Annotated in this window: 14 protein-coding genes; 7 read left to right on the forward strand and 7 right to left on the reverse strand. The window is 51.3% G+C overall.

Annotated elements, in window-relative coordinates; genetic code table 11:
- Window positions 1-157 precede the first annotated feature (157 nt).
- Window positions 158-1,009, forward strand: a complete 852-nt coding sequence (locus PQG83_RS15715) for a hypothetical protein (RefSeq protein ID WP_312742993.1) — start codon at window positions 158-160, stop codon at window positions 1,007-1,009.
- Here PQG83_RS15715 and larB read toward each other — a convergent pair.
- Both larB and PQG83_RS15725 read right to left on the reverse strand, forming a co-directional pair.
- Window positions 975-1,745 (reverse strand): nickel pincer cofactor biosynthesis protein LarB, encoded by a 771-nt coding sequence (larB, locus tag PQG83_RS15720; RefSeq protein WP_312742995.1) that lies wholly within the window; start codon window positions 1,743-1,745, stop codon window positions 975-977. The two genes, PQG83_RS15715 and larB, sit on opposite strands and share 35 nt — an antisense overlap.
- On the reverse strand, window positions 1,742-2,809 hold the full coding sequence (locus tag PQG83_RS15725; protein WP_312742997.1) for an NAD(P)H-dependent glycerol-3-phosphate dehydrogenase: 1,068 nt from the start codon (window positions 2,807-2,809) through the stop codon (window positions 1,742-1,744). Before PQG83_RS15725 ends, larB begins: the two co-directional genes overlap by 4 nt.
- A gap of 283 nt (window positions 2,810-3,092) precedes the next feature.
- Between PQG83_RS15725 and PQG83_RS15730 the strand changes: the two genes are divergently transcribed.
- Window positions 3,093-3,440 carry a hypothetical protein gene (locus PQG83_RS15730; RefSeq protein ID WP_312742998.1) on the forward strand — a complete coding sequence of 116 codons (348 nt, stop codon included), beginning with the start codon at window positions 3,093-3,095 and terminating at the stop codon, window positions 3,438-3,440.
- 148 nt (window positions 3,441-3,588) lie between these two features.
- On the opposite strand, the gene PQG83_RS15735 is transcribed toward PQG83_RS15730, so the two are convergent.
- The 3 genes from PQG83_RS15735 to PQG83_RS15745 form a co-directional block, all read right to left on the reverse strand.
- Window positions 3,589-4,512: a peptidoglycan-binding domain-containing protein gene (locus PQG83_RS15735; RefSeq protein ID WP_312743000.1), complete on the reverse strand. Its 924-nt coding sequence runs from the start codon at window positions 4,510-4,512 to the stop codon at window positions 3,589-3,591.
- 245 nt (window positions 4,513-4,757) lie between these two features.
- A complete protein-coding gene (locus PQG83_RS15740; RefSeq protein WP_312743002.1) occupies window positions 4,758-5,000 on the reverse strand; it encodes a hypothetical protein in 243 nt (80 codons plus the stop codon).
- 328 nt (window positions 5,001-5,328) lie between these two features.
- On the reverse strand, window positions 5,329-6,501 hold the full coding sequence (locus PQG83_RS15745) for a DUF2914 domain-containing protein (protein WP_312743005.1): 1,173 nt from the start codon (window positions 6,499-6,501) through the stop codon (window positions 5,329-5,331).
- A gap of 89 nt (window positions 6,502-6,590) precedes the next feature.
- Here PQG83_RS15745 and PQG83_RS15750 point away from each other — a divergent pair, with 89 nt between their 5' ends.
- From PQG83_RS15750 to PQG83_RS15760, 3 genes are all read left to right on the forward strand, one after another.
- A complete protein-coding gene (locus tag PQG83_RS15750; protein WP_312743006.1) occupies window positions 6,591-6,929 on the forward strand; it encodes a hypothetical protein in 339 nt (112 codons plus the stop codon).
- A gap of 367 nt (window positions 6,930-7,296) precedes the next feature.
- Entirely contained in the window at window positions 7,297-7,836 is a 540-nt protein-coding gene (locus PQG83_RS15755; RefSeq protein WP_312743009.1) for a hypothetical protein, read from the forward strand.
- Between the two features lie 299 nt (window positions 7,837-8,135).
- On the forward strand, window positions 8,136-8,684 hold the full coding sequence (locus PQG83_RS15760; RefSeq protein ID WP_312743012.1) for an RBBP9/YdeN family alpha/beta hydrolase: 549 nt from the start codon (window positions 8,136-8,138) through the stop codon (window positions 8,682-8,684).
- 396 nt (window positions 8,685-9,080) lie between these two features.
- Here the strand turns inward: PQG83_RS15760 and PQG83_RS15765 are convergent, their stop codons facing one another.
- Window positions 9,081-9,965 carry a uroporphyrinogen-III synthase gene (locus PQG83_RS15765; RefSeq protein WP_312743015.1) on the reverse strand — a complete coding sequence of 295 codons (885 nt, stop codon included), beginning with the start codon at window positions 9,963-9,965 and terminating at the stop codon, window positions 9,081-9,083.
- 29 nt (window positions 9,966-9,994) lie between these two features.
- Complete coding sequence (locus tag PQG83_RS15770) at window positions 9,995-10,846, reverse strand: formylglycine-generating enzyme family protein (RefSeq protein ID WP_312743018.1); 852 nt, start codon at window positions 10,844-10,846, stop codon at window positions 9,995-9,997.
- A gap of 396 nt (window positions 10,847-11,242) precedes the next feature.
- Between PQG83_RS15770 and PQG83_RS15775 the strand changes: the two genes are divergently transcribed.
- Both PQG83_RS15775 and PQG83_RS15780 read left to right on the forward strand, forming a co-directional pair.
- Window positions 11,243-11,653: a VOC family protein gene (locus tag PQG83_RS15775; RefSeq protein ID WP_312743021.1), complete on the forward strand. Its 411-nt coding sequence runs from the start codon at window positions 11,243-11,245 to the stop codon at window positions 11,651-11,653.
- A gap of 72 nt (window positions 11,654-11,725) precedes the next feature.
- A complete protein-coding gene (locus tag PQG83_RS15780) occupies window positions 11,726-13,345 on the forward strand; it encodes an MBL fold metallo-hydrolase (RefSeq protein WP_312743024.1) in 1,620 nt (539 codons plus the stop codon).
- Window positions 13,346-13,352 lie beyond the last annotated feature (7 nt).

A 13,352-nucleotide genomic window follows, 5' to 3' on the forward strand; every position in this document is an offset into this window, starting at 1 on the left:
ATCTGAGTCCTGGTTGGAGGCTTCACAGTTTTGAGAGATCCTTCGTTATTCTCCGAAGGACATGATTGCCCGGGAGTTGCTTTATTCTGGCATTTCTCGGGATTCATCGACCATTGACTGATCGATGGACTTCACGTTTTTACACATAAGGAAACAGATGCCTCGTTTATTTAAAATTTCTCTGAAAACACTGCAAATTTTTTCCCTCAGTCTCATTGTCAGTTTAGCCTTTTCCCAACAGGTTGATGCCAAACGAAAAAAAGGATCGGCCACTTCCCCCGTGAAAATTTCTGATGTGGTGGTTTCTCCTGATCCCTTTATCCTTGGGAAAAGTCCGTTGAAACTGACCTTGCTCGTGGAGTTGCCGTCATCGTTGCGTGGAGCCAATGTGCTGGAAGTCTCTGCCATGATCACCTCACCGACGCGGCGCTCAATGAGTTTTGTCGCACATCGTCTGTTGGTGGACGAACTGAAGCCGAAAGGGAAGAATCCTACCATTCCAGTGGAGCTGGTCTGGGATGGGAAAGATCAATACCATCAACTCGTTGCTGATGGCTCGTATTTTTATGAACTCCAGGCCAAGTTGATGGAAGATCAGGGGAATGGACCCCGAACGAAGATTGTGTCACGTCGGGTTCACGGGACACTCGAAGCGTTGGCGTATGTGGGTGAAGTATTGCCTCCCCTTCCTCCGGAACCGGATATTCCGGAAGAACTTGAAATTCTTCGTGAGGGAGAAAGTTCCGAAGAGAGTGGCCCCAACACGGACGAAGATGTGAAGTCTTCCGACGATCCGGCAGTTTCAGAGGAAGAGGCTCCCATGGATGCTGCGGGTGTTCTTCTGCCGGAGGAGGCCGGTGGTTCCGAGGCCGATACTCAAATCGGTGAACCGGAGGAAAAAGATGAGAGCATAACCCCTGAAATGGGAGAGCCGCTAACATCGGAACCTTTGAGCGAGCCGATGCCTGCGTTACCTACGTCTGGGGAAGAGCTTCCGCTGGTCCGTTGATATTGATGCGGTGGGCGAGACAGCCTGCTCCAAACCCGTTATCGATATTTACCACGCCGATTCCCGATGAGCAGGCATTCAGCATCGTTAAGAGAGGGGCAAGCCCGCCAAAATTCGCCCCGTAGCCCTGACTGGTGGGTACGGCGATAATCGGGCGATCAACCAACCCTCCCACCACACTGGGCAATACCCCATCCATTCCTGCGACGACGACGACGACTCGTGCCTGGTGAAGGATTTCCTGGCGATCTAAGAGCCGATGTAAGCCGGCGACGCCCACATCATAAAGTGTACGCACCCGGCTTCCCATGACTTCGGCGGTGACTTTGGCTTCTTCGGCCACAGAGATGTCGGAGGTGCCGGCCGTGACAACAAGAATCAACCCCTGCTTGTCTCGCTTGCTATCGGAAAGAGAGACCATTCTGGCCATCTCATGATACACCGCCTTGCGGGCTAATCGCTTGAGGCTGCGCGCATTAGCGGGCGAAACTCGTGTCGCGAGGAACGGTCCGCCGGCCTTTAACAATTTTCGAGCGATGGCCGTAATTTGTGCGGGTGTTTTGCCTTCGCACAGGATCACTTCCGGAAAACCCTGTCGAAGCGACCGGTGATGATCCACTGAGGCAAACCCGAGATCTTCAAACGGGAGAGTGCGGAGCTGTCGAATGGCCTGGGGGACAGAAACGTGTCCGCCTTGAACCCGTTGAAGCAGGGCCGCTAACCGGTCGTGATTCATGAATGGGCCCTGGGGCCAAAAGTGGCGGTGCTGGCGGAAAAAAGGCCATCAGTTTCGCCTTTCGCTAATCGCGACATGAGATCTGTCACAATATGCCGGGGATTGCGCCCTTCAAACAACATTTGAAATACGCCGCGCACAATGGGCATATCCACGTGATAACGTTCAGCCAGCGCCATGGCAGCCCGGCTGGTGGGAACGCCTTCAGCCACGGTTCTAGTGGTTGAGCGTAACGTGGTCATATTCGCGCCCTTGGCCAGTTGCATGCCGACCTGGTAATTCCGGCTCAACGTCCCGGTGCAGGTGAGCACCAGATCTCCCAACCCCGATAGCCCATAAAAGGTGGCGACATCGGCGCCCATGGCCCGGCCCAACCGGATCATTTCGGCCAGCCCTCTGGTGATTAAAGCGGCTCTCGCGTTAGATCCAAGATCCAGCCCATCCACCACGCCGGCGCCAATGGCCATGACATTTTTTAATGCACCGCCCAGTTGGGCACCGATCATATCCCGTCCGGCGTACACGCGAAACTGTGGAGTGATGAAGGCTTGTTGCAGACCATTAACCAGATTGAAATCCCGCCCGGCGAGTAAAATGGTCGTGGGTTTCCAACGGCTCACTTCTGATGCGAAGCTGGGCCCTGAAAGAATGGTGATAAACGGATGCCAGACGGCAGGAAGATGACTTTCGACCACCTGACTCATTAATTGCAGCGTGCCTTCCTCAATACCTTTGGTGGCGATGATGATGGGAAGGGGTTCCTTTAATAACAGGTTGAGTTGCTTCACCATATTGGCCATGGCATGTGATGGTGCCGCCAGCAGGATGACATCTGTGCCCTGTACGCAATCCGGAAGACTGATTGTGGCCTGGATAGAATTGGGTAAGACCACCTCCGGAAGATACCAGGAATTTTCTCTGGTGCGTTGGATGGTCTCCGCGACCTCAGGTTCATGTGCCCATAAGCGGATGCTGAATCCTTTGGTGGCCAGTAGATGAGCCAAAGCCGTTCCCCAGGCTCCGGCGCCAATCACAGAAAGGACGCGAACGGAAGAGGGTGTCACGGTGTCTCCTGACAAAGATGATTCATGAATAATGGTGGAGTTGGTGCATGGGCCAAGGGGGCAAAGCGAGGTATCGGAAGAGAGACGTGCACCAGTCTGAGGGAACGAATGAGGGTCGATATTGGGATTGAATCGTGATCTATTGAGAAATTATAAAAATGACGTGGGAAATGAGTCAAATCATTTTGCGGGACCTGCCTGGACGAATCGAAGGAAATTGGGCAAGATAAAGAAATACAACAATCATGAAACATATATCATCTTAACAGAAATCAGGTGCTGTGTGAGTGAAACCAAGCCGTGTCCTTCTTGTGGCTATGATCTCCCTCGCCAAGGGCGTTTCTGTCCAAAATGCGGGAATCGGGTAGATCGAAAACCAGCGGAGGATTCCAAGCAGGAGCCACTCAACCTTCGTATCCTCTATATCATGGTGGGTCTTCTCATCCTGGCGGTCTTATTCCCTCCCTGGCAAACGCCACCCGGGCAGCCGCCCGAATTTTTAGGATTTCATTTTATTACCTCTCCCCCCACGGAGGGGGCCCAACGCAGTCCTATTCTCCAAAACATTCAACTCTTCACGATTGCCGTGGCTGGTCTGTACTTTTCCTGGGCATTTAGGGGCAAAGGCTAACCAGGACAATTCTCCGATCCGGTGAGGAGGTTCTTCATGAGGGTGAACTCTGAGGACACGGGAAATCGGGTCTATCTGGCTTTCAGATTCCCTCAACATCCCTGCCCTATTCCTGTGAGTATCACGATTGACTCCGGATTACAGCGGGTTACTTGGTGACTTGCAGGATTTGTTGAATGGCCTCAGCCTTTTGCATTCGGAGAATCTGGTAGATTTTGGGACCATCTTCCAGGACGTATTGTCGGTCTTCGGCTTGCACCTGGGCGCACGGGCCTGGTTTGTTTTGCAAAGAAAGAAAACGGGTGACAAGTGGGGGATTCCGTGAGATCCGTAAAATACTCACGGCACAGGCTTCCCCATCATAGGGTGCCGACACGATGTTGGCGTCATCCCATTCCTGTATATCATAAACATGGGTATGCACTTTGAGTTGAGGCACATTCGCATTGACCAGGGATGCGGTCGAGTCGATACACCGTTTAAATTCTTTCATACAGGTGATGCGCGAGGTTTGCAGGACCTCGTCGGTGTTGCCCTCCTTGAGCATCCAGGAACCCTGGACTTCCACCCATTGTCCCCATTCCTGATCGTGAAAGGTCTGTGGGGGAAGAAATGGGACAACACGATTTAAAAGGCGATCATCTTCGGTGAGATGTTTCAGGGTGGGAAAGTCGAGGTCCCCGGTCTGAGAGAGACCTGAATTTTTCTGATAGGCTTTCAAGGCCTGTTTAGTGGTTTCGTCGAGATTTCCTGTATAGGGTCCGACTCCATATCCAAAGCGTCCGAGAAAAATCTGTACTCCGGTCATCAACGTACGAAATTCATCCGGCTTTTTCCGTAACGCCTCCAATTCTTCCTGACCCTTCTTCTCTAACGACATTTTTGCAGCGTCCGTTTGTGCCGATTGAGAGGATGGGGGCGACGAAGATTCAGAAGATTTTTTTGGGGAGTGGGGGGTGTTCAACTCTTCGCCCGAGGCAAAGCCGGAGCCATTTGAAAAGAGTACTGTCCCGATACCCATGAATACATACAGAGCCATTAATCCGACTAAATTACCGGTGTGTTGCGACATATCACATTCCCTTCTAAGAACCTAAAAATCAGAACATCTGTGTGGTGTTCAATCAATACCTGTGGAGATCAGGATCATTCCAGGTGGAGTTCGTGGAGTCAAGAGCTCTCCTCGTCCATTGAGAGGTGAGCGGTAGTCCGCAAAAAGGTGAAATGGAAAAATGATGGAAAAAGTGGAGATGAGGGAGACCGACAAAAGACCCGGTAAGAGGATTCTGTTCTGATTGGCGGCAGAACAGATGGACCCTACCAAAACGCCGGATGGAGCATGCCCCATCCGGCGTAAGGTCCGCACACTGGGAAAATTACCGTTTCTTCGTGGCAGCTTTTTTCTTGGCTGGAGCCTTTTTCTTGGCTGGAGCCTTTTTCTTGGCTGGAGCTTTTTTCTTGGCTGGAGCCTTTTTCTTGGCTGGTGCTTTCTTCTTTGTGGCCAAAACACTCACCCCCTTTCAAATGAGATGCGACGTCGAAGCCGCAGTGATAGCTCACTCCTACGATAGCAGTGAGTCTGTGAATAGGAACCCTTGAGCCCGTTATTAGTGTAGGACGTCACGCGAAAAATTTATCGGCGCTATCGTTCTGTAATGCCAAGCGATGTTCGGAAGCGAAATTGAAGAGGGAATGATCTAAGCAAGAAGTGTTTCGATAGTTGTGCATGATGATATTGAATCTATAGTACAACGTCTAAGCAATTAATTCCAGGAATTTTTTTAATTTTTTTTGTCGTGGTGAATCCGACGCAATACGTCTGTCAGAAATGATGTCGGCGTGACGAAACGCCAACACATAAACATGCTCGAGGAAGGAAGGAAAATATTCACTGTGTGATGGTCGTCAGTTCATGGGACGGCGAATAATTTGCGTCGGCTGAGAACGCCATGCGCCCGATGAGTTGCCCGTCTTCCGTCTCTACATTCACCCGCCATTTACCAGGCTGGAGGCGTTGTTTCATGGTGTACATGCGATAGCCATGTTCTCTCCCCCCGGTGATGGAAATCGGAATGCGATCCGTGGTGATGAATTCAGCCGACTTGGCGAGTGGTCTCCATTCCCAGTGGTGATAGATGGTGGTATGCAAGGTGATCGGAGCAAACACGGATGAAAAGCTATAGACGGGTGTGTCCGTTCCGACACGGTCATCCGACCGTTTCCACACAGCGTACCAGGGACCATCTTCATAGGTGAGCAGGTATTCATTCTGTTGTTTTTCGATGTGATGATAGATGCCTCCGGATTTGAGGGAGAGGGGAATGGGAGGAATCCAATTTAAAAAATATAACGTGGTGCACAGGCCCACCAGGGCAAAAGCCGGGAAACAAATGCTCAAGGAAGCCCTCATAGGAAGATTGGGAATGCCGCGGAGGGTGAGACGGACGGTTTCCCATACGACGGCTATGGTGATGAGGGCACCGGTTAAAAAGACCGCCGCATTCATCCAGCCCGTCAGGACAGGGAGGAAAAAGGTCATAAAGCTTAAGGTGACGATCGCAAAGAGGCCCACCAGCATTTTGAGACTGGAATACCGTTTGGAAAGAAATTCATTGGCGATGAGCAACCCGACAATGATTCCCAAAAAGATGGCGGACGTGGACCATGATGCACTTTGGGAATAGAGGATGGCATAGGCACTGAACAGCCCACCTAATAAAAATTGCATGGCCTTGCCAAAATGCGGACGGGCCTGATGCATCAGGCTCAAGACATTCCAGCCGGGTTTGTCCGGTGTTGAGGGGATCAGTCCTAATTGAAACCGTCCGGTGAGAATGATGAGAGTGCCCAGGAGCGTGATGTAGAGAAGGATAATCAGATTATCCAGCAATCGATCGATGCGTGTTAACGTGAGGGTGTCATAGGTCACACCGGCGAAAAAAAAGACGGCCGGGAGAATGGGTTTGAGGAATGTCGAGTGCCACTGCATCATCGTCTGGGCCACTGACGTGGTGAGAGACGCCGTATACGTCGAAGACAATTTGTGAGTCGTCAGATTCATTGTACCCCTTCCTTGAAAATCCTCGGAAGATTGACGGGATTTCTTAAAGGGGTGGGGCAGAATGCTTTGGAAGCTTGTACAAGCTGTTTATGAATCAAGACAATGGGACTGCATCGCCTTCAGCTCTTTCTCTGACGCTGGTCGGAATCCAATTTGTCCTAATCGGGTTGATCGCCTTAACCGGACCGCTGTGGCCACAAGAGTGGAGCCTTCGAGCCATACTTGCTGGTGGCGGAGTGGTAGGCCTCTGGGGGTTGCCGTTCATGGGACTGTGTCAGAAAAAGGTGTTTCGGGAAGTTCCTGGCCAGGGGAAACTCATTGTCCTCGGCCCTTACCGTTGGATCAGGCATCCCATTTATACCAGCGTCTTTTTGGTGTCGCTGGCTTGGACTCTGGGAAGTCCCCTTCCCTACCGTATACTGTTATGAGTGGGATTAGTGATGACCTTATCGTTCAAACTCCGCTACGAAGAGCGCCTCTTGCTGGAACGATTCCCTGAAAATGAGGCCTACCGACATCAGACAAAACGTCTCATTCCTTATTCTTTGGTAAAGCAAATCACATTGGTGGTCAAAGAGAGTGTTAGAGGGGTTGAGTTGACGTGGTGTGGGGAATCATTCCCATTAAGAGGCCGTATCAAAAGCAACAACTGTGCTAGTATTTGTTGTCTCGAAGAATATGACCCTGTGAAGCCATCTGGCCTTGGGGTGCTGTGCCTGGCAGGTGAGCATCCAGTCCATTAGGCATCCTATTTTGAATGCTTTTCGGCTAAATTCAGATGATATTCATGGAGGCGTGACACTTGTGGAAGAGTCTAGAGAGCGTGCTATCGAGGCATTCTGGATCCTGAACGACATTGGAGGCGACTTAATCGGTGCAACCCGAGCCTTTGAGTATTTTGAGACACCCAATTTTAAGGGAGGCGCTACGGATCGGGTGCTTCGGATATTCAACAGAATGGCAGACTCGTTTCTCTTTGTGACTTTGGCGAAATGGATTGAATTCTACGATCGCTATCACGTTCTCATCCCTCCGGACGCAAGACCGATCTGTGAATCGCTACGAAATGAATTGGACAAAAGAGGGGTTCGGGAATTCCGAAACACGGTTATCGGTCATATTTGGAGCAAGAAACATAGTCGCCCTCTTTTGCCAAATGAGATCGAAATTCTTGCCAGAAAAATCACTAAGGGAGATTCGAAAGAATTTTTAAAATGGATCAATGATCCCAATAATAATCAGCTTGGCGAGACGATTGTTGGCACTACCGAATTTGTTCGAGATGCAATCAAGAGGAAGTGGTCGCTTTCGGAGCAAGAGTTATTTTTAAACTAAAAAAGTTGATCATCCCTGCCATCCCGTTCGATCCCGATGCCTTTAAAAGCACCGTGCGAGGGTCACCCATAGTAAACCTTAAGCCCACTGCAAGCTGACCATCGATCAGACACTGTCTGCTGAATTGTGAACGATCAAGGAAGAGCCTATATCCTAGGAGACCATTTCATTCTGAGCCCTTCGGCAAACTCAAGGCAAGTTCCACGAATGATCTCGCTGAACCCTAGCCGCTCACTAGGGCACGGATCCTTCGCCGTGGTCTCAGGATGACCGTCGGATTAGGGCCTAAGCGAGTCATCATGTGTCCATCTAATAACGTGAATGTTCCTACCCTCATCCTTCCTGGTATCGGCAACTCTGACCAAATCCATTGGCAAACGCTGTGGGAGTCTGCGAACTCCGAGTTTGTTCGTGTGCAGCAACGAGATTGGGAAAATCCTGTTTGCCATGAGTGGGTGAATGTTCTTGAGCAAGCCGTGGCAAAAATCGGTGAAAGTCCCGTGCTTGTTGCGCACAGTTTGGGGTGTCTCTGCGTCGCGCATTGGGCGGCGCGTACGAGTCTCAAGATCAAAGGGGCCTTGCTGGTAGCGCCACCCAATCCAGAAGATAGCGGTTTCCCCTCCGAGGCCATCGGATTTTCTCCCTTGCCTTTAGGTTCGTGTGGATTTCCAAGCATCGTGGTGGCTAGTTCCAACGATCCGTATGGGGGTCTTGAGTTTGCCCGGTCTTGCGCGTCGGGGTGGGGCAGTCGTTTTGTGAATATTGGGCCAGCAGGGCACATCAATTCAGAAAGTGGTCTTGGGGACTGGCCTGAGGGATGGGCTCTTTATCAAGAATTGACCGCTTAACGGATGTTTTTGGACCACTTTACATTGTGAGGTGGCCTCTAGAACATGATATTTGCCGGGTTTCGGCCCGGCAGCCGAGGTCCTTTTGTTTCGGCAAAAGGACCCAAAACCAGTGACTTCCCGTCCGATCGCATTAAAGTGGGACGGACGCGAGCCTATAGGAGGGCGGCCTAACTCGCTGCGCTCAAACAAAGTCCGCCGGTTCATGAGAGCGTCCGACCCAAGGACCGGACGGCAGGCGTCGGTCAAAAGGGAGTGGGTACATAAAGACAAGGAAGAATTTGAAAATTAATTGGAATCACTGAAGATAATCGGCCTGGGATAACCAGATCGCTCGATACACCTAAGACGAATAAAGGGATGAAGAGTGAAGGTCCGAGGTGTCTTTGCCAAGGATCAGGGCGAGGGTTTATCCCTCATTGGCGGGGGATTCTTCGTGGTCAGGATGGTGTGAGCGGCTTGGGAAGCCTCTTTGACCAAAATTCCCATTTTGGGGTGGGAAGGTTCGAGGTCGACGGGGAAGCCGTAGTGACGCAACCGTTCGCTTGCCAGATGGCCAATAGAGGCGACCATCATACGGTGAAGCGCTTTTCTAAAAAGGTTAATCTTCTCGTCTTTTTCCAACACCTTAACGAGATGTTCCACTTGAATGGCGTTCGTGATCAACAAAACAGGAATGACCCCATCCATGACTTCCTGAAGCAGATGTTTCAGGGGTGCCAGATCCTCGGGTAAGGTCCAACGATAGACCGGTACCGGCCGGACTTTTGCTCCCCGTACCCTCAGGCCTTCCAGAAATTTCGGGTTACTGATCCCATATTCCTGCACGGCGATCCGTAAGCCCTGGAGCCCATCCGGGTAGGATGCATCAAGAGCGACGAGCGTATCTTTCCATGTGTTGGGTTCAGGGACCAGAATGTTCGGCTGAAGTCCAAGCTCCTTTAATACCAGGGCTGGCTTGGGACCCCGGACGACGAGCACCGTGTTTCGCAAAGCGGCAATGATCGCCTCACGAGTATGCCGGGTTTGTACAACATCCAGCAGAGTCCGGAATCCTACCCCGGTGAGCAGGACCAGTAGGTCGACCTGACCTGCCATCAAGGCATCGCCACATTCCAGCGCCTGAGGATTGTCCGATAGTGGGAGCTCCCTCATTGACGGCGCGACCATAGGCACGCCTCCGTGCCGGATAATCAGCCGTTCCATTTCCGGGGCCATCCGGCTTTCAAGAGCCCCCACACGGAGTCCCTGGAAGCCGACATTGAGTTGTTCACCGCTCATGGTGGTACCTTACAGAGGGGGTGAAAAATTTATTGGCCCGATGGAGCAGGCACATCCTGGGCGCATCGAAATCCAGTGGAATTATTGCGGTCCGTTGGAAGACTTTTGATCCTCGTAAAAATTCGTACCTGTGGGGTTTCCCCCTGCCAGCCTGAACTCCGCAATACTTTATATTGGCCGGTTGCGGGTCCTGGGGGATTCCGGGCAGGACTTTTGGCATAATAATCTGCTTCGTACCAGTCGGCCACCCATTCCCAGACATTACCCGCCACATCATAGATGCCATAGGGGCTTTTGCCTTTTTCATAAATACCCACCTGGGTTAACGTGGCCTCTCCCCGCCACGATTGATTAAAGTTCAAATGTTCCAGCGTAGGTTCGACGTCACCCCAAGGAAATCGCCAGTCGTTGGGTCCTTTTGCCGCTTTTTCCCACTCGGCTTCGGTAGGAAGGCGTTTCCCGGCCCAATCGCAATAGGCTTCGGCATCCTTCCAGTCCACGTTGATGACGGGAAGGTCGGTGACCGACTCGGGCATCATATTTCCTTTCCAGAGTCCTTTCTTTTGATCCGTGGGATGTTGGGGAGTCCGATGACCGGTTTCAGTCACGAATTGAAGATACCGCCCGTTAGTGAGTTCATACTTATCCATATAAAAACTACTCACAAACACATCATGATTCGGCCGTTCGTCAAGTCCTCCATCCCGGGCCGCCTTGGGCACACCCATGGGAAAGACTCCCTCAGGAATCAAGACCATCGGAGCGCCGTCTTTTCCCACAATTTCCTGCGGAGTCTCAGAAGCGCTAACCGTGCTGGAAACTGCAGCGATGAGTAGTAGGCCTGTCCATATCCCAACATACCCTACCCGTCGATTCCACATCCTTCCTACCATTTTTTCCTCCAATTTTTTCTGGGAATCACACAATTTTTTAATGATTTGATTACTAAAATACCATAATTCCGTTTGATCATGAATGTTAGGTCAAAGGTTTCGGAGGGAAAGTTGAACCATGAAGCCACACTTAGACTCCACAGGCTCGGCTTTGGCGTCGCCAGAAGGAGCCGTAGACTATTCCTCCTGTTTTTATCGTGAACCGTTGGGTCGAAAGGCGGGATCCTAAAGAAATACAGAAATGGTGCGATTTTCAACAGACCTTGGGATTCTTTGACGTTCGTTCGGCAACTTGCTCCATCCCAGGCTCCTGGGTATGATGCCTTTCTCCGAAAATATTCGTGGGCGATATGGTCTCACTCTTCATCCATTGACGGAATTGAGATGCAGGAAAAACGAAAAACCCTCGGGCTTCGACATTTGGCCTTACGGGTCAGGGATGTTCAGGCATCCCAGCGGTTTTATGAACGACTTTTTGATATGAAGGTTGTGTGGCAGCCAGATCCCGGGAATGTCTACCTCAGTACGGGCTATGATAATCTCGCACTGCATCAAGTGACTTCTGAAGAGTTGAGTCAATTTAACCTCTCCCGGGTTCACCCGTTGGATCATTTGGGGTTTTTGATGGATTCTCCGGCAAGTGTAGAGGCGCTATTTTCGGAAGCCACAACACAGGGCCTCACGATTGTGAAACCTCTGAAGCAACATCGCGACGGCAGTTATTCGTTTTATCTCTCGGATCCGGATTTGAATACAATTCAGGTGTTGTTTGAACCCTCAATCCAATTGCGATAGAGCAAAGTCGAACCCTTGTGGTTCCTTCTTTTCGCAGGATACGACTCAGTTCTCTCTCCCTATCATCTTGCCATGAATCCTTGGACGACCATTGATCCCACGCAGCATGTTGGACTGAACCCGTGGGTCTGGGTTCAGTTGGAGAGTACTGAACCACCAGGGCCTTTCCCGTTTTTGGGCGGGGTGGAACCGGAAGTCGTCAGTAGTCTTCATCAGGTGCATGAGATCATGATGAGCGGTATCGAAACCGCCATCAGCGACATCATGGCCCAACGTGCTTCCGTGGATGACCCTCAATTATCCCGTCGTTTGGAGGACGCCTATGCGGAAGTGGTGCAATCTCGTCCTCCCCTACAACGGCATATTCAGTGCGGACGAAAATCCGATGGGACCTTTTACTGGGACTATTCCAGAAATCCCACAGCTTCGGCCAAGATGACGTATGGAGGGTTGCGGATTTTTAACTCCGTCACGCGGCAAGCGATCCCCTTCGGCTTTGAGCGGCCAATCGGGCCGAATGTGGGACATTTCCTTGGTTTTTTCACTGGCCGACATACGATGGGGGAGATTCAAGCGGTGGCCCAGGCCGGCGGGCGAGATCTTGAAAGGCCATTGGCGCAGCTATTCACCTTATTGAAAGACCATGATTGTCTGGCCATCGCTCCCAAACACTCACTTGAGGCACATTGGCGTAAAGTCACGAGGGATCAGGATGTGGTGCATTTAGGCCATGCGGCTTTGATGTATCGACACCAGGATAATTTTTTATGGTTTGATCCCTGGCTCATGCCATGGTTCGCGGAGTCACCGGTCCCGTCCCTGTGGGCAAACCTCCTTCCGCGCCCGGCTGGAATTTTTCTCACCCACGACCATGATGACCATGTCGATCCCCGTACTTTGTACCATTTGCCTAAAGATGTGCCGATCTTTGTGCCGAGTCGACGCAACCGGAAAGCGCTGCATTTTGATTATCTGTCCCTTCTCAGAGAATTAGGTTTTTCGCAGGTCAGAGAGTTGGCTCATGGGGAAAGTTGGCGTATAGGGGACGCCCAGGTAGTATCCGTGCCGTTTTTCGGTGAAGATCCCTGTGATGTGGAACTTCCGCGAAATTGTTATTTGGTGGCGGACCGGGGGCGGAACACGCTGGTGCATGCCGATAGCGGGCCGACCAATGATGGCCGTTCGGCTTTGCAGGACAAGGTCATGGCCAAACTCGTGTCAAAATATGGTCCGATTCCCCTGGTCTTTGCCTCGCAACAACAACTCAAAGAAGTCCGGAGTTATGCGGCATATGCCTGTCTTTCTCCGCCGGGAGCCTGGTTGGAGGTGGGAGAAAACGGCTTTTTGACCAATGCCTATTTAGCCGAGTTGTGTCGAACGGCTCAAGCCAAACTCTTTGTCTCCTATGCGACAGGGGGTGCGGATTGGTATCCCGATCATTTATCATTTATGTTCAGTGGGCGAAACCCGGCCCGTACGGCCTTGCTCACCGCAAATTGGGATCCTCCTGAAAGTCTTAGGCATGAACTGGAACCGTTTGGCTGCCGTTATCATTTCGGCCAGGCCTTTGATGTGTTTGGAGCCGGACCCAACGGGGAAACACTGGTGTCTCATCTGGAGAATCAACTGACACCGATCGGTTTATACCAGTTGGATCATGGTCCTCCTCCCTTTCTGCGAAAACCTCGATAGCCGGTGT

Source organism: Candidatus Nitrospira neomarina, from assembly GCF_032051675.1.
GTDB classification, from domain to species: domain Bacteria; phylum Nitrospirota; class Nitrospiria; order Nitrospirales; family UBA8639; genus Nitrospira_E; species Nitrospira_E neomarina.

Coding starts and splice junctions, on each gene's coding strand:
- PQG83_RS15760 (WP_312743012.1), top strand. CDS start 8,136: ATGTGTCCATCTAATAACGTGAATGTTCCTACCCTCATCCTTCCTGGT.
- larB (WP_312742995.1), bottom strand. CDS start 1,745: ATGAATCACGACCGGTTAGCGGCCCTGCTTCAACGGGTTCAAGGCGGA.
- PQG83_RS15735 (WP_312743000.1), bottom strand. CDS start 4,512: ATGTCGCAACACACCGGTAATTTAGTCGGATTAATGGCTCTGTATGTA.
- PQG83_RS15765 (WP_312743015.1), bottom strand. CDS start 9,965: ATGAGCGGTGAACAACTCAATGTCGGCTTCCAGGGACTCCGTGTGGGG.
- PQG83_RS15745 (WP_312743005.1), bottom strand. CDS start 6,501: ATGAATCTGACGACTCACAAATTGTCTTCGACGTATACGGCGTCTCTC.
- PQG83_RS15775 (WP_312743021.1), top strand. CDS start 11,243: ATGCAGGAAAAACGAAAAACCCTCGGGCTTCGACATTTGGCCTTACGG.
- PQG83_RS15750 (WP_312743006.1), top strand. CDS start 6,591: ATGAATCAAGACAATGGGACTGCATCGCCTTCAGCTCTTTCTCTGACG.
- PQG83_RS15715 (WP_312742993.1), top strand. CDS start 158: ATGCCTCGTTTATTTAAAATTTCTCTGAAAACACTGCAAATTTTTTCC.
- PQG83_RS15770 (WP_312743018.1), bottom strand. CDS start 10,846: ATGTGGAATCGACGGGTAGGGTATGTTGGGATATGGACAGGCCTACTA.
- PQG83_RS15780 (WP_312743024.1), top strand. CDS start 11,726: ATGAATCCTTGGACGACCATTGATCCCACGCAGCATGTTGGACTGAAC.